General features: G+C 67.9%; 14 protein-coding genes. 8 read left to right on the top strand and 6 right to left on the bottom strand.

Annotated elements, in window-relative coordinates:
* Window positions 1-10: 10 nt before the first annotated feature.
* On the top strand, window positions 11-712 hold the full coding sequence (locus IG196_RS27715; RefSeq protein WP_192193873.1) for a YggS family pyridoxal phosphate-dependent enzyme: 702 nt from the start codon (window positions 11-13) through the stop codon (window positions 710-712).
* 7 nt (window positions 713-719) lie between these two features.
* Here IG196_RS27715 and IG196_RS27710 read toward each other — a convergent pair whose 3' ends face one another.
* Both IG196_RS27710 and IG196_RS27705 read right to left on the bottom strand, forming a co-directional pair.
* Window positions 720-1,187: an Lrp/AsnC ligand binding domain-containing protein gene (locus IG196_RS27710; RefSeq protein ID WP_062478450.1), complete on the bottom strand. Its 468-nt coding sequence runs from the start codon at window positions 1,185-1,187 to the stop codon at window positions 720-722.
* A 143-nt stretch (window positions 1,188-1,330) separates the two neighbouring features.
* Complete coding sequence (locus IG196_RS27705) at window positions 1,331-1,786, bottom strand: hypothetical protein (protein ID WP_099793336.1); 456 nt, start codon at window positions 1,784-1,786, stop codon at window positions 1,331-1,333.
* A gap of 251 nt (window positions 1,787-2,037) precedes the next feature.
* On the opposite strand from IG196_RS27705, the gene IG196_RS27700 reads away from it, so the two are divergent.
* Both IG196_RS27700 and IG196_RS27695 read left to right on the top strand, forming a co-directional pair.
* Window positions 2,038-3,312 (top strand): Glu/Leu/Phe/Val family dehydrogenase, encoded by a 1,275-nt coding sequence (locus tag IG196_RS27700; RefSeq protein ID WP_099793335.1) that lies wholly within the window; start codon window positions 2,038-2,040, stop codon window positions 3,310-3,312.
* Between the two features lie 112 nt (window positions 3,313-3,424).
* Window positions 3,425-4,120, top strand: coding sequence for a DUF2242 domain-containing protein (locus tag IG196_RS27695; protein WP_192193872.1), 696 nt, complete (start codon window positions 3,425-3,427; stop codon window positions 4,118-4,120).
* Between the two features lie 13 nt (window positions 4,121-4,133).
* On the opposite strand, the gene rocF is transcribed toward IG196_RS27695, so the two are convergent.
* Both rocF and IG196_RS27685 read right to left on the bottom strand, forming a co-directional pair.
* Window positions 4,134-5,072: an arginase gene (gene rocF, locus IG196_RS27690; protein ID WP_192193871.1), complete on the bottom strand. Its 939-nt coding sequence runs from the start codon at window positions 5,070-5,072 to the stop codon at window positions 4,134-4,136.
* Window positions 5,069-7,120, bottom strand: coding sequence for a prolyl oligopeptidase family serine peptidase (locus tag IG196_RS27685; RefSeq protein WP_192193870.1), 2,052 nt, complete (start codon window positions 7,118-7,120; stop codon window positions 5,069-5,071). The genes rocF and IG196_RS27685 overlap by 4 nt, the downstream gene beginning before the upstream one ends.
* A 235-nt stretch (window positions 7,121-7,355) precedes the next feature.
* On the opposite strand from IG196_RS27685, the gene IG196_RS27680 reads away from it, so the two are divergent.
* The 5 genes from IG196_RS27680 (at window position 7,356) to IG196_RS27660 (ending at window position 11,839) form a co-directional block, all read left to right on the top strand.
* Window positions 7,356-9,050, top strand: a complete 1,695-nt coding sequence (locus IG196_RS27680) for a WS/DGAT/MGAT family O-acyltransferase (RefSeq protein WP_192193869.1) — start codon at window positions 7,356-7,358, stop codon at window positions 9,048-9,050.
* Between the two features lie 145 nt (window positions 9,051-9,195).
* Window positions 9,196-9,750 (top strand): hypothetical protein, encoded by a 555-nt coding sequence (locus tag IG196_RS27675; protein ID WP_099793325.1) that lies wholly within the window; start codon window positions 9,196-9,198, stop codon window positions 9,748-9,750.
* A 55-nt stretch (window positions 9,751-9,805) separates the two neighbouring features.
* Entirely contained in the window at window positions 9,806-10,315 is a 510-nt protein-coding gene (locus IG196_RS27670) for a phasin family protein (protein ID WP_192193868.1), read from the top strand.
* Window positions 10,316-10,345: 30 nt separating this feature from the next.
* Window positions 10,346-10,981 carry a TetR/AcrR family transcriptional regulator gene (locus IG196_RS27665; protein ID WP_192193867.1) on the top strand — a complete coding sequence of 212 codons (636 nt, stop codon included), beginning with the start codon at window positions 10,346-10,348 and terminating at the stop codon, window positions 10,979-10,981.
* A gap of 84 nt (window positions 10,982-11,065) precedes the next feature.
* Complete coding sequence (locus tag IG196_RS27660; RefSeq protein WP_192193866.1) at window positions 11,066-11,839, top strand: esterase/lipase family protein; 774 nt, start codon at window positions 11,066-11,068, stop codon at window positions 11,837-11,839.
* A gap of 75 nt (window positions 11,840-11,914) precedes the next feature.
* On the opposite strand, the gene IG196_RS27655 is transcribed toward IG196_RS27660, so the two are convergent.
* Entirely contained in the window at window positions 11,915-15,133 is a 3,219-nt protein-coding gene (locus IG196_RS27655) for a bifunctional cytochrome P450/NADPH--P450 reductase (RefSeq protein WP_192193865.1), read from the bottom strand.
* A 221-nt stretch (window positions 15,134-15,354) separates the two neighbouring features.
* Window positions 15,355-16,620, bottom strand: a complete 1,266-nt coding sequence (locus IG196_RS27650; protein WP_192193864.1) for a branched-chain amino acid ABC transporter substrate-binding protein — start codon at window positions 16,618-16,620, stop codon at window positions 15,355-15,357.
* Between the last annotated feature and the right edge of the window lie 27 nt (window positions 16,621-16,647).

Here is a 16,647-nt window from a genome sequence, read left to right as displayed (position 1 = left end):
TCGGAAGATTATGACGATGATTGGCGACGACCTCCAGCAAGTAAGGGCCCGGATCGACCAGGCCTGTGCAGACGCCGGGCGCGACCCGTCGGCGGTGCGCCTGCTGGCGGTGTCCAAGACCTTCGGGCCGGAGGCGGTGCGCGAGGCGCACGCGGCCGGCCAGGCGGCGTTCGGCGAGAACTACGTGCAGGAGGGTCTGGACAAGATCGCCGCGCTGGCCGATCTGCGCGCGGGGCTCGAATGGCACTGCATCGGCCCTCTGCAGAGCAACAAGACGCGGCCCGTGGCCGAGCAGTTCGACTGGGTCCACAGCATCGACCGCCTGAAGATCGCCGAGCGCCTGTCGGCCCAGCGGCCGGCCCATCTGCCGCCGCTGCAGGTGTGCCTGCAGGTCAATGTGGACGGCGGCGCGAACAAGTCCGGCGTGCCGCCGGAAGACGCTTTGGCGCTCGCGCGCGCTGTGGCGGCCTTGCCACAGCTGCAGCTGCGCGGGCTCATGGCGATCCCCGAACCGGCGGCGGATTTCGCGGCGCAGCGCGCGTTGTGCCTGCGCGCGCATGCGGTGTTCGAGTCGATCCGCGCCGCGGGCATCGCGCTGGACACGCTGTCGCTGGGTATGAGTGGGGACCTCGAAGCGGCGGTCAGTGCCGGCAGCACGATGGTCAGAGTGGGGACCGCGATCTTCGGCGGCAGGGCGCGCAAGCCCGCCTAGGGCCGGCTCAGACCCCGAGCGGCAACCGCGCGCTGCTCTTCACCTCTTCCATCACCGCATACGTGCGCGTCTCGCGCACCCCGGGCAGTTGCCACAGCACGGTGCCGGCGAACTCGCGGTAGGCGGCCATATCGGCCATGCGGGTCTTGAGGAGGTAGTCGAAGCCGCCGGCGACCATGTGGCATTCCATGATCTCGTCGCGCACCTGCACGGCGGCCTTGAACTGGTCGAACACGTTGGCGGTGGTGCGGTCGAGCAGTACCTCGACGAAGACGGTGAAGCCGCGCCCCAGCTTGTAGGGGTCGAGGCGGGCCTCGTAGCCCAGGATGAAGCCGTCGCGCGTGAGGCGCTGCACGCGCGCCAGCACGGCCGTGGGGGAGAGCGCGACGGCCTCCGCCAGCTTGAGGTTGGTGATGCGCCCGTCTTCCTGAAGGATCTTCAGCAGGCGCAGATCGATGCGGTCCAGATCAAGCATTCGAGAATTATCCGGCGCACACATCGATCGACTGCAAAAAATGCGGCCTATTTGCCACGGCCATAGGAGATAGAACCAAGGAAATGCCGTTGGACTACCCTTTCGCAGTCGTTTGGACTACCGAAAGCCGTGGGTCACCGCATTCAGCGCACCGTGGGCGCGCCGGGTGCGGCAGCCTGGCGGCCCGAGAGCTGGTCGACCAGCGCGCCGTAGGCCGGGCCCTCGCGCAGCTTGGTGTAGGCGGCCTGGGCTTCGCGGTAGCCGGGGCGCGACATGTCGGCGCCGGCTTCGCCCGACTGCTGGGCAGCGAGACCGGAGCGGATCCACAGTTGCGTGTCGGCGGCCACGGCGGCGCGGCTGTTGGCCGAGACGACGACGGGCTCCTGGCCCATGTTTTCGTTGTAGCCCTGGGTGGGGGCGGTCTTCAGCCATTGCTGGGCGTCGGCCGTCACGGCGGCGCGCGTCGTCGACGACGCGAAGGGCGCGGGACGCGGATCGCCTTCGGCGTAGTTGCCGGCAAAGCTCGGCGCGGCCACGAGGCCGAGCAGGGCGGCAACGGCGGCGGTGTTCAGCAGGCGGGTGGTGGAAGACAGCTTCATGTTCGTTCACTCCTTGAGGTGGTTGCTTGGTTGGTGAGAACGACTGTACGAAGCGCATCCACGCGGTCGATAACGTCTGGATGACGGTTTTGTCATGTGCGTATCCACCTGCTTCGGGCCGCGTCTTGCGGCAGCGCAAGGGGCCTTCCAACTTCTCTTGCATAACCGCCATCGCGGCATGCATAAGCCATGGCGCACCGCCCGCAGTCGGCATATCGTTGCGCCCATCCATTCCAACCAAGGGATCTTTCATGAACGAGAAACTCTCCTTCGTCAATCCGACGGCCAACAGCCCCTGGGGCACCTACCTGTCGCAGGTCGATCGTGTCGTGCCGTACCTCGGCCCGCTGGCGCGCTGGGTCGAAACCCTCAAGCGCCCCAAGCGCGCACTGATCGTCGACGTGCCGATCGAGATGGACAACGGCACCATCGCCCACTTCGAGGGCTACCGCGTGCAGCACAACATGAGCCGCGGCCCGGGCAAGGGCGGCGTGCGCTTCCACCCCGACGTCACGCTCGAAGAAGTGATGGCGCTGTCGGCCTGGATGACCATCAAGACCGCGGCCGTCAACCTGCCGTACGGCGGTGCCAAGGGCGGCATCCGCGTCGACCCGAAGAAGCTGTCGCTGCAAGAGCTCGAGAAGGTCACGCGCCGCTACACCAGCGAGATCGGCATCATCATCGGCCCGCACACCGACATCCCCGCGCCCGACGTGAACACCAACGCGCAGATCATGGCGTGGATGATGGACACCTACTCGATGAACACCGGCGGCACTGCCACCGGCGTGGTCACGGGCAAGCCGCTGCACCTGGGCGGTTCGCTGGGCCGCGTGAAGGCCACCGGCCGCGGCGTGTTCGTCACCGGCCGTGAAGCGGCCCGCCGCCTGGGCCTGGACCTGCGCGGCGCGCGCATCGCGGTGCAGGGCTTCGGCAACGTGGGCTCGGTCGCGGCCGAACTCTTCGTGGAGGCCGGCGCCAAGATCGTCGCGGTGCAGGACCACACCGGCACCATCGTGAACACCAACGGCCTCGACCTGGCCCAGCTCGTGCCCATCTCGCGCACCGACGGCGTGGTCGGCTTCAAGGCCGGCGGCGACATCGTGCCGAACGAAGACTTCTGGGACGTCGCCTGCGACATCCTGATCCCGGCTGCCCTCGAAGGCCAGATCACCGCCGAGCGCGCCAAGAAGACCACCGCCAAGCTGGTGCTCGAAGGCGCCAACGGCCCGACGGTGCCCGAGGCCGACGACATCCTGGCCGAGCGCGGCGTGCTGGTCGTGCCCGACGTGATCTGCAACGCCGGCGGCGTGACGGTCTCGTACTTCGAATGGGTGCAGGACTTCTCGTCCTTCTTCTGGGACGAGGACGAGATCAACGTGCGCCTCGACCGCATCATGATGAACGCGCTCAACCAGATCTGGGACACGGCCGACAAGCACAAGATCTCGCTGCGCACGGCCACGTATGCGGTGGCCTGCGAGCGCATCCTGATGGCGCGCCAGGAACGCGGCCTCTACCCCTGACGCCCTGAAGTCGGCGCAGGGGCTTTCAGGGCCCTTCGGGAACCCCCGGCCTGCCGGGGGCTCGAAGCGAAGCCGCCGGGTGGTTAGCATCCGGTGTCCTTCCCGCCCTGCCATGCCCCCCACCTCTTCTGCTGCTTTCTTCTTCTCTTCGCCGGCCCGCGTGCCGGCGTTTCTGTTCCCGAGCCTGCTGTCGGTGCTCGTGCTGGCCGGTTGCGGCACCTTGGGCACGCGCCAGGCCTACGAGCCTGAAGACTTCGACTCCACTACCACCCACACGCGCAACTACGCCGCCAGCGAGGCGCAGACCTGCGAGGCCGCGCGCCGCGCGCTGCTGAGCCAGGGCTACATGGTCACGGCCGCCAACGCCGACCTGGTGACCGCGCGCAAGAGCTTCCAGCCCGCGGCCGAGACGCACGTCGAGGTCGAGTTCCGCGTGGTCTGCGCACGCGAATTGGGTGCGGGCAGTGCCTCGTCCGGACGCAGCACCGTGGCCTTCGCGACTGCGCTGCAAGACCGCTACGGCCTGAAGAAGGGCAGCAACTCGGCCAGCCTGGGCGTGGGCGCCATCGGCTCGCTCTCGCTGCCTTTCGGCGGTAGCAACGAGGCGATGGTCAAGGTGGCGAGCCAGACGCTCACTGACGAGCGTTTCTACGACCGCTTCTTCACGCTGGTCGAGCGCTTCCTGCAGGGCGGCGGCCCCGACATGCCAGCCGATGCCGCACCGGCCGACGCCGACGACGCGCCGAAGCCGTCTGCGCGCCCCGCTGCCACCACCTTCCCCGTATCGCCGTCGCCGAACCGCGGCTGAACCGGCGGCGCGCTCAGCGCACCAGCGTCGACTTGCCGAACAGGCTCTCGATCAACTCCACCGCCACCTCGGCCGTCTGGTTGCGCACGTCGAGCGCGGGGTTGAGTTCCACCACGTCGACCGAGCCGAGCCGCCCGGTGTCGGCGATCATTTCCATGCACAGCTGCATCTCGCGGTAGGTCGGCCCGCCGCGCACGCCCGTGCCCACGCCAGGCGCGTCGGCCGGGTCGAGGCAGTCGAGGTCGAAGCTCACGTGCAGGTGGGTGTCTTCGTCCACGTCCTGCAGCGCCTCGGTCATGGTGGTGCGCATGCCGTTCTCGTCGATGTGGCGCATGTCGAACACCGTCAGGTCGAGCGTGCGAATCGCTTTCTTCTCGTCATCGTCCACGCTGCGGATGCCGATGAAGCGGATCGCGTCGTGCGCCAGCGCCGCGGGCTCGCCGCTCCAGCCCGTGAGGTCTGCCGGTCCGTGGCCCAGCAGGCACGACACGGGCATGCCGTGCAGGTTGCCGCTGGGGCTCGTGGTCTCGGTGTTGACGTCGGAGTGCGCATCGAGCCACAACACCCGCAGCTTCTTGCCGCGCTGGCGTGCGTGCCAGGCCACGGCGCTGATTGAGCCGATCGCCAGGCAGTGGTCGCCGCCCAGCATCACCGGCACGTGGCCGGCGCCCAGCGCGGTGTCGACGGCGGCGTAAACCGAGCGGTTCCACGCGATCACTTCGGTGAGGTGGCGCAGCCCGTTGGCGGGCGGCGCCCACGGCGTGGCCGGGCCCGCAAGGTTGCCGCGGTCGAGCACCGTGAAGCCCTGGCCCGCCAGTGCCTCGGCCAGGCCCGCCACGCGCAGCGCGTCGGGGCCCATGCCCGCGCCGCGCACGCTGGCGCCGATGTCGGTCGGCGCGCCGATCAGTTCGAGGGTGGTGGTGACGGTGACGGCGGTGCTGCTGCTGTTCATGTCGGTCTCCCGATGTGGTGCCAGAGGTAGGCGTAGCCGAGCGCATCCATGAAGGCGGAGGCCTTGTTGTCCGCAGCGGCGCTGTGGCCGCCTTCCATGTTTTCGTAGAAGCTGCTGTCGTGCCCTTGTGCAAGCAGCTTCGCGTGCATCTTGCGCGCATGCACGGGCCCGACGCGATCGTCGCGCGTGGAGGTGGTGAAAAGCGCCGGCGGGTAGGGCGTGCCGGCCTTGGCGTTCTCGTAGGGCGAGAAGGTCTGGATGAACTCCCATTCGTCGGGCTGTTCCGGGTCGCCGTACTCCGCGATCCACGAGGCGCCGGCCGACAGCTGCGTGTAGCGCTTCATGTCGAGCAGCGCCACCTCGCTCACGATGGCGCCGTACAGCTGCGGGTACAGCGTGAGCATGTTGCCCATGAGCAGGCCGCCGTTGCTGCCACCCATGGCGCCCAGGTGCGCGGGCGAGGTGATGCCGCGTGCGAACAGGTCTTGCGACACGGCCGCGAAGTCCTCGCAGGTGCGCAGGCGGTTCTCCTGCAGCGCGGCCTGGTGCCAGCGCGGGCCGTACTCACCGCCGCCGCGGATGTTGGCCACCACGTACACACCGCCACGTTCGAGCCAGGAGCGGCCGATGCCGCCGCTGTAGCTCGGCTCCAGCGAGATCTCGAAGCCGCCGTAGGCGTACTGCAGCGTGGGATTCGTGCCGTCGGCCACGAGGTCCTTGGCGGCGATCTCGAAGTAGGGCACGCGCGTGCCGTCCGCCGAGGTCGCGAAATGTTGGCTCACGCGAAAGCGCGAGGCATCGAAGAAGCCGGGGCTGTGCTTCAGCGGCTGCGGCTCGCCCTGGCCGAGGGTGCCGATGTACAGCGTGGTCGGCTGCAGGAAACCGCTCACGGTCAGGAAGTAGTCGTCGTTCTCGGTCTCGTCGATGCCGCCGGCCGCCACGCACGAGAGCGCGGGCGCGCCGCCCAGGCTGTCGCGGGCCCAGTCGCCCAGGCCGTCCGCCGGCGGCGTGAGCACTTCGAGCCGGTTCACCACGTCGTGCATCACGTTGAGGATGAGGTGATGCCGCGTCCACGAGTAGTCGTCGAGCGCGGTCGTGTCGTCGGGTTCGAACAGCAGCGTGAGTTCGCGCGCGCCGGCCATGTAGTCGTCGAAGCGCGCGGCCAGCAGCGAGCCGGCGGTGTAGGTGCGGCCGGCCACGGTCCAGTCTTCGCGCGGCTCGATCAGCAGCCACTCGCGCGTGACGCCGGTGTTGGCGTCGTCGGGCACGTCGAGCTTGGCGAGCGTGCCGTCGGGCGCACGCAGCCAGGTTTCGCTGTCGTAGAAGTCGATCTGGCGCGAGACGAAGTCGCGCTCGAAGCCGGGCGTGTGGTCGCTCCAGGCGCTCACCGACATGTCTTCGTGCGCACCCTCGTACACGGTGACGGCCTCGGCCAGCGGCGTACCGCGTTGCCATTGCTTCACCAGGCGCGGGTAGCTCGAGCTGGTCATGGAGCCGGGGCCGAAATCGGTGCCCACGTAGAGGTGATCGATGTCTTTCCAGGTGACGTGGTTCTTCGCCTCGGGCAGCGTGAAGCCGCCTTCGACGAAGGTCATGTTCACCAGGTCGAACTCGCGCACCACGTCGGCATCGGCGCCGCCGCGCGACAGCGAGATCAGGCAGCGTTCGTAGGCGGGCTCCAGGCAGTCGGCGCCGTGCCAGACCCAGTTCTCGCCGTCTTGTGCGGCCAGTGCGTCGAGGTCGAGCACGGTCTCCCAGTCGGGTTCGGGCGTGCGGTATTCGGCGAGCGTGGTGCGGCGCCACAGGCCCTTGGGGTGCGCCTTGTCGCGCCAGAAGTTGTAGTACAGCGCACCGATCTTGCTGACCATCGGAATGCGCGCGTCCGAGTCGAGCACCTCGAGCAGGCCCTGTTCGATCGCCTGGAAGTCGGGCGACTGCGCATGGGTGTGAACGGTGCGTGCATTCTGCTGGCGAGCCCAGTCCAGAGCGGCTTCGCCGTCGATGTCTTCGAGCCAGAGGTTGTCGTCGTTGTCGTGCGCAGAGGTCATGCGGCACAGTGTACGAAGCCCCCGTGACCGCACCCGCCTGTGAGCAGGTGTTGCGGCCTGCGAAGCACGTCAATTTTTTCATTACAAGTGGACGCGCGTCCCCGCAAAGCTTGGGACAAACCCCTGTCTCGCGCGTGCCTTCCCCCGGTGGAAACACTGAAGAAGCGAAGGCCCACGAACGCCATGCCCACGGTATCCTGCCGAACGGCGCTTGCCCCAACGAGGAGAACCACACATGAAACACCTGAGCGGTCTTGATGCCACCTTCCTGCACCTGGAAACCCCCGAGATGCCGATGCACGTGGGCTCGCTCAACGTGCTGGATCTGCCCAAGGGCTACAAGGGCGACTTCTACGAAGACGCCAAGGCGTTCATGGCCAGCCGCATCCACCTGGCCGACGTGTTCACGCGCAAGCTCGCGCTGATGCCCTTCGACATGTCCAACCCCGTCTGGGTGGACGACGACGACATCGACATCGACTACCACGTGCGCCACATCACGCTGCCCAAGCCCGGCACCAACCGCCAGCTCCAGCAGTACGTGGCGCGGCTGCATTCCACGCTCATCGACCGCAGCCGCCCGATGTGGGAGTTCTTCATCATCGACGGCCTGCAGAGCGGCCAGGTGGCGCTGTACACCAAGGTGCACCATGCGGGCATCGACGGGCAGGCCGGCGTGGAAGTGGGCAAGGCCATCTTCGACCTGGAGGCCACGGGCCGCGTGATCAAGCCGCCGCGCTCGCGTCCGCGCAGCAGCGGCTACCAGCTGGGCATGGCCGAACTCGCCACGGCCGCGCTGCGCAACACGGCGCAGCAGTACGTCAAGCTCTTCAAGATGGCGCCGGCCATCGCGCGCGCCATCGGTGGCCTGGCCAAGCCCGACGAGAAGGCGGCCGACAAGGCCGCGGCCGCCGCGCCGAAGAAGTTCAACCTCTTCGCGCCGCGCACCTCGCTCAACGTGTCGATCACCAACCAGCGCACTTTCGCGGGCCGCACCATCTCGCTGGCCGAGACCAAGTACATCGCCAAGCACTTCGGCGTGACGCTCAACGACGTGGTGCTGGGCACCGTGGCCGGCGCGCTGCGCCACTACCTGGCCGACAACAACGAGCTGCCGGCCAAGCCGCTGGTGGCCGGCGTGCCGGTGAGCCTGCGCGAGGCCGGCGACCAGACGGCCAACAACCAGGCCAGCATGATCCTCGTGAGCCTGGCCACCGACATCACCGACCCGGTGCAGCGGCTGAAGGCGATCAACACCTCGTCGAACAGCTCCAAGTCGACGATGAACCGCTTCAAGGCCGTGATCCTGGACGACTTCCCGACCTTTGCCGCACCCTGGCTGATGTCGGGCATTGCGTCGATGGTGGGACGCTCGGGCATCGTCAATCTGCTGCCGCCGGCGGCCAACGTGGCCGTCTCGAACGTGGCGGGCGCGCCGTTCCCGATGTACTTCGCGGGCGCGCTGGTCACCTGCTACTACCCCGTGTCGATCGCCAGCCACGGCACCGCGCTCAACGTCACCGTGCAGAGCTACAACGGCCGCATGGACTACGGCCTCATTGCCTGCCGCCGCGCCGTGCCCGACATCACCGAGATCGGCGACTACCTGCTGGCCGAGCACAAGCTGCTGATGGCGCTCACCGAGAAGCACCCGTCCGCTGCTGGCGCGACGGCCGCGCCCAAGCCCGTGGCCGCGCCTGCGCCGGAAGAGAAAGAAGAAACCAAGGCCGCAGCTCCTGCCCGCAAGCCGGCCGCTCGCAAGAAGGCGCCGGTGAAGGCCGTCGCCGCCAAGAAGAAGGCGCCCGCCAAGGCCGCGCCGGTGAAGGCGGCAGCGAAGAAAGCCCCGGCCAAGAAGGCTGTAGCGAAGAAGGCGGCGCCCCGGCCTGCGGCCCGCAAGGCCGCCGCATCGCCCCGCGCCGCTGCGGCATGATCGACAGGCGGGCCCGGCCTGGGCAAAAAATTGGGGCAGTTGGACTAGTTTTCCGACCGTTCTAGTTTTCCAGGCCTAGGTCTTGCGGAAGATGATTGGCCCATCGCAATTCCCCGCGAGCCATTCAACTTCAAGGAAATCTCACATGTCCACGCAAACCAACATCGCTTCCGCCGCCATCCACGTCGTCGGCCAGTACAACGACGCCGGCAAGACCCTGGTCGGTGCCTACCGCACCGGCGTGCAGCGCCTGCTGGGCGGTGCCGCTTCGCGTTACAGCGAGTTCCTGGGCAACCGCCAGATTCCGCTGGTGAGCGAGCAGATCAAGGCCAACCTGATCGGCGCGCAAGAGAAGGTGCATGGTTTCCTGTCGAACCGCCTGGACATCGACACCAGCCGCATCGTGAACGCGATGGACCGCGTCGCTGCCGGCACCACCAGCGGCATCGAAACCGTCGCCAACCGCGTCGCCCAGATCGAATCGCCCGCTGCCACCACCGTGCTGAACGCCCTGTCGACCGTGAACCAGCCCTTCGCCACCGTGTCGGTGCAAATCGCTGACCGCATCGTCGCCGGCACCAAGCAGATCGAAGCCCGTGTGAGCGGCACCGAAGAAGCCGCTGCTCCCGTGCGCACCGTGAAGGCCAAGGTCGCTGCGGCCAAGAAGCCGGTTCGCCGCGCTGCCCGCAAGGCGGCCTGATCCCGGGGCGCTGACCGCGCCCTTTTCATTTCTACCGCCCCTGGAGCACCACCGCATGGCGACCCGTCCCGATGACACTGCAAAGTTGAAGAAGAGGGCGGCGCCTGCCAAGAAGGCTCCGGCGGCGAAGAAGAAAGCCGCGCCCCGCAAGGCGGCGCCGGCTGCAAAAACACCGCCCGCAGACACTGCTCCGGGCACCAACAAGGCCGAAGCGCTGCTGCGCGCCGGCCTCAAGGCGCTGGACAACGTGCGCAGCGATGTCGCCAAGCGCCAGGCCAACGTGATCGAAGGCCTGCTCGGCATCGGGCAAGGCAAGGCCGACGCGGCCGGTGCCAAGGCGGCGCTGACGCGCGGCTTCCCCAGCCTGGACACCTTCGGCATCCGCAAGTTCGAGGACGTGTTCGACCAGCGTGTTGCCACCGCCCTGCAACGCCTGGGCATGCCCAGCGCCGACGAGGTGCAGGCGCTGCGCGACGAGGTGGCGCAGTTGCGCGAACGCCTCGCGACACTCGAGAAATCGTCCGGCCCACGCGTCAGTTCAGGCGGCTCCGGCGGCAAGCGCTGAGCGGCGCACAACGCACGCAACACGCCGCTTGTGGCCAGCTCCAACACCACGCGCGATCGCATCCTGCAGACCAGCCTCGCGCTGTTCAACGCACAAGGCCTTCCGGCCGTGTCCACGCACAAGATCGCGGCCGAGCTCGGCATGAGCCCGGGCAACCTGCACTACCACTTCAAGGCCAAGCAGCTGATCGTCGAATGGCTGTTCCGGCGCTTCGAGCAGCGGCTCGAAGTGCTCAACGGCTCCTCGGCGTCCATTGCCGCCATCGACGACCTGTGGCTCGCGCTGCACCTGCGCTTCGAGGCCATCGACGAATACCGCTTCATCTACCGCGACATGGCCTTCCTGGCCAGCGAGTACCCGCCCCTGGGACAGCGCGCCCAGGCCATGACCGCGCAGAACCTGCTCGCCGCCCAGACGCTGTGCGAAGGGCTGGTGGCGTCGGGCGTGATCGAGACCAGCGCCGAGCAGGCGCGCATCCTCGCGCTGCAGATGGTCTTCACCACCACCTGCTGGCTCTCGTTCGAGCGGCTGGTGCCGGGACGCGACGCCCTGGCGCAAGCCGATCCCGGTTTGGCGGCTTTCTACACACTCACGCTGGTTTCTCCGTATGTTTCCAGCGAATCGAGGGCTTATCTTGATTACCTGAGGGGCAAATACCTCGGATAAATGAAGTCGTCGTCTGACGGGGGATGCAACTTCGCACCCCCATCTTCGTCCTACAGAAGAAAGAACAGAAAGGAAGCCGCCATCATGTCCACCGCCACCCGCGAACCCATCGCACCGCCGTCGCGTCTGCTCTTGCTGGCCGAAGCGCGCGCCCTCTGGGAAACCGGCGCCGGCCTCGCCATGTGGCCCTTGCTGCAGCTCGCGCCGCGTGGCGACGGGCACCCCGTGCTCGTGTTGCCCGGCCTGGTCGCCAGCGACGTGTCCACGCTGCTGCTGCGCCGCTACCTGTGCAGCCGCGGCTACGACGCGCACGGCTGGGGCCAGGGCCGCAACCTGGGCCCGCGCGCCGGCGTTGAAGACGGCATGGTCGATCTGCTCAAGACCCTGGCCGACAAGAGCGGCCAGAAGGTCAGCGTGATCGGCTGGAGCCTGGGCGGCGTGTATGCGCGGCTGCTGGCCTCGGCGCAGAAGGACCTCATCCGCAACGTGATCACGCTCGGCAGCCCGTTCTCGGGCAGCCCGCGCGCCACCAACGCCTGGCGCGTGTACGAAGGCGTGAGCGGCCAGAGCTCGCACGACCCGCGCCGCATGAAGTTCGTCGAACCCACGCCGCCCGTGCCCACGACCTCGATCTTCAGCCGCACCGACGGCGTCGTCGCATGGCGCTGCAGCCTCGAGAAGACCGGCCCGCAGTCCGAGAACATCGAGGTGGTGGCAAGTCACCTGGGGCTCGGCGCGCACCCCGCCGTGCTCTATGCGGTGGCCGACCGGCTGGCGCAGCCCGAGGGCGCGTGGAAGCCGTTCAACCGCGGCATGCTCGGGCCGCTGGTGTACCCGGACCCGGATCGCGACGCCTGAACCGAGGCGCGCACTCTCCAACAAAAAAGACCGGCGAATGCCGGTCTTCTTCTTTGGGGCTCCAGACTGGGTTTTTCAGGCCCCGGCCCACACGTCGAGCACATAGCGCTGCTCGGCAATCATCCGGTCCATCCACGCCGCACTGTCCTGCCCGTGCTCGCGCGCGAGGTCGCTGAGCGTGCGGCGCACGTCGGGCTCCATGCGCGAGCCGTCGCCGCACACGTAGACCACGGCGCCGGCCTCAAGCAGCTTCCACACGGCAGCGCCCTGTTCGCGGATCAGGTCCTGCACGTAGACCTTGCGGTCGCCGGCGCGCGAGAAGGCCGTGTGCAGCTTCATGAGGCCGCGGTGCGACCAGGCCTGCAGCTCCTCGGCATAGATGAAGTCCTGCTCGGGGTGGCGGCAGCCGAAGAACAGCATCGCCTCGCCCAGCGCCTCGCCGCGTTCGACTTGCGCCGCGCGCTCCTGCAGGAAGCCGCGGAACGGCGCGAGGCCGGTGCCCGGCCCGACCATGATGAGCGGGCGCATCGCATCGTCCGGCAGCCGGAAGCCTTCGGCCGTGGTCTCGCGGATCACGCCGTGCACCGTGTCGCCGGCCTCGGCGCGCGCCAGGAAGTTGGAGCACACGCCCTCGAAGGTGCCGTTGCCCGACATCGCGGGCGCGCTCACCACGCCCACCGTCACGCTGCAGCGCCCCGGCGTCATCGTCGGCGACGAGGAGATCGAGTAGTAGCGCGGCGACAGCGGCGACAGCATTTCGAGGAACACCGCGAACGGCACCTGGCAGGCGCGATGCTCTTCGAGCAGCTCCAGCAGCGACTTGCGCTTGTGCAGCACCTCGGCCTTGTACGCGGCCTGCGAGGCCTCGTCGCTGCCCGAGAGCGCGACAAGCTTCGGCTTGGTGAAGGGGCATTCGGTGTAGGCGGCCAGCGTGGCGATCTGCTTGCGCGTGGCCACGTCCTGCAGCTCGACGTAGTCGCCGAGCAGGCGATCGACGGCGATCACCTGATCGACCGGCAGCGCCGCCTTGCGCCCCGGCACGGCCTGCAGCCGCACGTGCGCCGAGCGGTCGAAGCCGAAGCGGGCCATGGCACGCTCGACCTGCGCCGGGCTGTTGCGCGGCACCACGCTCAGGTGGTCGCCGGGCACGTAGTTCACGCCCTCGGGCAGCGTCAGTTCCACGTGGCGCGTGGAGCGCCCGGCCTCGCCGTGGGCGCCGGCGCTTTGCAGCTCGCGGTTCTCGATCACGCGCAGCGGCACCGCGCCGAGCGCATCGACCAGCGCGTTCTTCTGCGGCGGTGGCAGCTCTTCGAGCGTGTACAGCGGCTCGGCCTCGGCCGGCGTGTCAGCGCCGTTCTTGATGTCGAAGACCTTCACCAGCGCGGGCCACAGCGCGTCGCTCCAGTCCTGGAAGGCGCCGTCCATGTCCTCGCGCGCATCGCCTTCGCCGCGTGCGTGCACGCGGTCGGCGCCCAGGGCTTCAAGCCGTTCGTCGATGCGGCGCGGCACGGCCTGGTAGGTGGCGGCCCAGTCGGTGTTGCCGCAGCCGAACACGCTGAAGCGCACGCCGTTGAGCGCGTCGTCGGCCTTGTCGAGCCAGCGATGGAACTCGGCCGCGTTGTCGGGCGCCACGCCGTTGTACGAGGCGCAGACGATCGCCACCGCGCCGCTGGCCGGCAGCCGCTCGGCATAGTCGTCGAGCGAGGCGAGCTGGGTCGAGAAGCCGCGCAGCTCGCCGGCCTCGGCCAGCTGGCGCGCCAGGTCTTCGGCCGTGCCGAGGTTGGAGCCCTGCAGCACCAGCAGCGAGGTGCCGTGGCGCGCCGCCTGCGGCTTGCGCGCGGCGGGCTTCGTCGGCGTGGCGGGTGCAGCCACCGCTTCACCGTTGCTGCGTGGGCGCGAGGCCGGGTCGCGCAGCAGCGCCTTGATCTTGAAGTTCTCGGGCTTGATCGTCAGCGCTTCCTTGATCTTGAGCTTGTAGCCCGTGTGATCGACCAGGTTGAAGCGCTGCAGGATCATGCCCAGCGTGAGCACCGCCTCCTGCAGCGCGAACTGCCGCCCGATGCAGGCGCGCTGTCCGTTGCCGAAGGGCTTGAAGGCGTTCACGGGCCGCTCGCGCTCGGCCTCGCGGCTGAAGTGGTCGGGGTTGAACTGGTCGGCGTTCTCGCCCCAGATGCCCTTGTCACGGTGCAGCGCCAGCGCATGCATGATGACCATGTTGTTCTTCTTGATCGTGTACTGGCCGCCGATCGTCGTGTCTTCTTTCGCGCGCATCGAGATCGCCGGCGCGGTCGGGTACAGGCGCAGCGATTCCTTCAGCACCTGCATCACGTACTGCAGCCGGTTGACCTGCGCGTAGGTGGGCTTTTGCGTGGTGTCGCCGCCGAACACGCTGTCGACCTCGGCCTGCGCCTTGGCCATCGCCTCGGGGTTGTTCAGCAGGAAGTAGATGGCGAACGACAACAGGCCGCTGGTGGTCTCGTGCCCCGCAATGAGGAACTCGATGCACTCGTCGCGGATCATCTTGTCGGTGAGCTTCTCGCCGCTCTTCTTGTCCACGCCCGCGATCATGTAGCTCAGCAGGTCGGGCTTGGTGGCGATGTCGGAACCGCTCGCGCGCCGCTCCTCGATGATGTCTTCCACCATCTTGTGCATGTAGCGGATGTCCTTGCGCTGCTGCGCCAGCTCCTTCTTGAGCATCAGCTCCTCGAGCGGCAGGCCGCGCCGGTTCTGCACCGTCTCCAGCGTACGCACCATCGCATCGACAAAGGGATGAAAACCCTCGCGGTAGAACGAGTTGAAGCGGTAGCCGAAGCCGCACAGGCCGATGGTGTCGAGCGTGAGCGCGGTCATGTCGCGCACCACGTCCACCTCTTCATCGAAATTGAGGCGCTCCCACTTGGTGACCAGCTGCCCCGCGATGTCCAGCATCATCGGGTGGTAGGCCTGCATCGCGCGCTGGCTGAAGTTGGCCAAGAGGATGTTGTGCGGCTTCGACCACGTCTCCTCGTGCGTGTCCGACGTGAAGAGGCCGTGCGACGCGGCCCGCAACCGGCGCAGCGCACCGCGCGTGCTCTTGTCGAAGCGCGGCTCTTCGCAGAGCTCGTCGACCAGCGCGGGCGACGACACCACGATCACCGGCATGCCCGGCATGTCGAGCCAGTAGATGCCGCCGAGGTCTTGCGCGATCTTCCACATGTCGAGCACCGGCGAGTCGGAGCCGATGGACAGCAGATTGCCGACGAAGGGTTTCTTCGCCGGATGGGGGATCGGATGGAGCGAGTTCTTTCCTGCCATGTGTGCCTTCTTGTGCCTGCGTAGGGACCCGCTTCGGATGTCCGGGATGCGAATCCGGAGTATCCCGACGGCACAGGGGGCGGGCAGGACGGGGTTTCCCTTAGGAGGCCTGCAGGGCGTTCACACAGGCAGCGTGATCGCCATTCACAGAGAGGTCATGAACCGGCAGCGTGCCCCGTACCCGGTGGCCTGGGCACGTCCCCCGAAAGCACTCAAAGAGGTCAGGGCCGGACCATCTTGCAGTCGGTGCCCTGCGCCAGCTCGTTCCCGGTATAGACCGCATCGGTGCGGAAGCCGTAGTTGGTGCCTTCCCAGCCCGTTTTCACCGTCTTGCCGTCGACCGGCGCGATGGTGTTCACCACCTGCGGCAGCAGCAGCTGGTGGTCTTCGCCGCGCATGCGCACCGGGCCCACCACCGAGTCGAAGCTCAGGTCTTCGAGGGCGCGCGCGACCTTCACCGTGTCGGCGCTGCCGGCCTTGGCGATGGCCGCGGCCAGCAGGCGCGGCGTGAGGTCGATGCGCGGCGCAAGGAAGTCCTTGCCGGTCTTGGCCTTGTAGGCCTTGGCGAGTGCATCGACCTTCGGCGTGTCGGCCTGGCCCGGGTGCCATTCGGCCACCCAGGTCAGCTGCCCCGTCTTGGCCTGCGACACGGCGGTGACCGTGCCGGGCACCGAGCCCGCGCTGTGGTTGAAGTAGCGCAGGTTGTAGCCCGCGTCACCTGCGGCCTTCTGCAGCAGCGTCATGTCCTGGCCCCAGTTGCCGGTGATGACCGAGTCGGCGCCGCTTTGCTTGATGTTGGCGATGTAGGGCGCGAAGTCTTTCACGCGGCCGATGGGGTGCAGCGTCTCGCCGACGAACTGGATGTCGGGGCGCGCCAGGCCCACCAGCTGGCGGCCGTAGCTGGCCCACTGCTTGCCGTGGGCATAGTCCTGGTTCAGCAGGTAGACCTTCTTCACGTCCGGCGTCTTCTTGATGTAGTTGGCCAGCGCCTTCATCTTCATCGCCGTGTTGGCCTCGGTCTGGAAGTGCCAGAAGCTGCAGCCCTTGCCGGTCATCTCGGGGTCGATCGACGAGTGGTTCAGCACGATCAGTTCCTTGCCCGGGTTGCGCTGGTTCCAGCGCGCCACGGCCAGCACCAGCGCCGTCACCACCGACGAGCCCGAGCCGCCCGTGACGATCGCTTTCGCGCCCTGGTCGATGGCCGCCTGCAGCGCGCTCTGGCTTTCCTGCGCCGAGAGCTTGCTGTCGAATTGCAGCAGCTGCAGCTTCATGCCGCCGAGCACGCCGCCCTTGGCGTTGATGTCCTCGATGGCGTACTGCGTGTGCATCAGCATCAGCTCGCCCACGTTGGCAAACGGACCCGACAGCGGATCGATGTAGGCGATCTTGTAGGTCGGCTGCTGGGCCTGCGCCTGCGCCGCCGTGCCGGCGATGGCAAACAAAGAGGCAAGGGCGATCCGCGCCAATGGCGCATGCGTGAGCTTCATGAGGTGTCTCCGGAGGGTGTGTGAAAG

The sequence above is a fragment of the Variovorax sp. 38R genome (assembly GCF_014843395.1).
GTDB classification, from domain to species: domain Bacteria; phylum Pseudomonadota; class Gammaproteobacteria; order Burkholderiales; family Burkholderiaceae_C; genus Variovorax; species Variovorax paradoxus_H.
This window is presented reverse-complemented; position numbering and strand designations above follow the sequence as displayed.

What these genes read in the sequence shown, in the direction of transcription:
- IG196_RS27715 (WP_192193873.1), top strand. Translation starts at nt 11, where the DNA reads ATGACGATGATTGGCGACGACCTCCAGCAAGTAAGGGCCCGGATCGAC.
- IG196_RS27710 (WP_062478450.1), bottom strand. Translation starts at nt 1,187, where the DNA reads ATGCTTGATCTGGACCGCATCGATCTGCGCCTGCTGAAGATCCTTCAG.
- IG196_RS27705 (WP_099793336.1), bottom strand. Translation starts at nt 1,786, where the DNA reads ATGAAGCTGTCTTCCACCACCCGCCTGCTGAACACCGCCGCCGTTGCC.
- IG196_RS27700 (WP_099793335.1), top strand. Translation starts at nt 2,038, where the DNA reads ATGAACGAGAAACTCTCCTTCGTCAATCCGACGGCCAACAGCCCCTGG.
- IG196_RS27695 (WP_192193872.1), top strand. Translation starts at nt 3,425, where the DNA reads ATGCCCCCCACCTCTTCTGCTGCTTTCTTCTTCTCTTCGCCGGCCCGC.
- rocF (WP_192193871.1), bottom strand. Translation starts at nt 5,072, where the DNA reads ATGAACAGCAGCAGCACCGCCGTCACCGTCACCACCACCCTCGAACTG.
- IG196_RS27685 (WP_192193870.1), bottom strand. Translation starts at nt 7,120, where the DNA reads ATGACCTCTGCGCACGACAACGACGACAACCTCTGGCTCGAAGACATC.
- IG196_RS27680 (WP_192193869.1), top strand. Translation starts at nt 7,356, where the DNA reads ATGAAACACCTGAGCGGTCTTGATGCCACCTTCCTGCACCTGGAAACC.
- IG196_RS27675 (WP_099793325.1), top strand. Translation starts at nt 9,196, where the DNA reads ATGTCCACGCAAACCAACATCGCTTCCGCCGCCATCCACGTCGTCGGC.
- IG196_RS27670 (WP_192193868.1), top strand. Translation starts at nt 9,806, where the DNA reads ATGGCGACCCGTCCCGATGACACTGCAAAGTTGAAGAAGAGGGCGGCG.
- IG196_RS27660 (WP_192193866.1), top strand. Translation starts at nt 11,066, where the DNA reads ATGTCCACCGCCACCCGCGAACCCATCGCACCGCCGTCGCGTCTGCTC.
- IG196_RS27655 (WP_192193865.1), bottom strand. Translation starts at nt 15,133, where the DNA reads ATGGCAGGAAAGAACTCGCTCCATCCGATCCCCCATCCGGCGAAGAAA.
- IG196_RS27650 (WP_192193864.1), bottom strand. Translation starts at nt 16,620, where the DNA reads ATGAAGCTCACGCATGCGCCATTGGCGCGGATCGCCCTTGCCTCTTTG.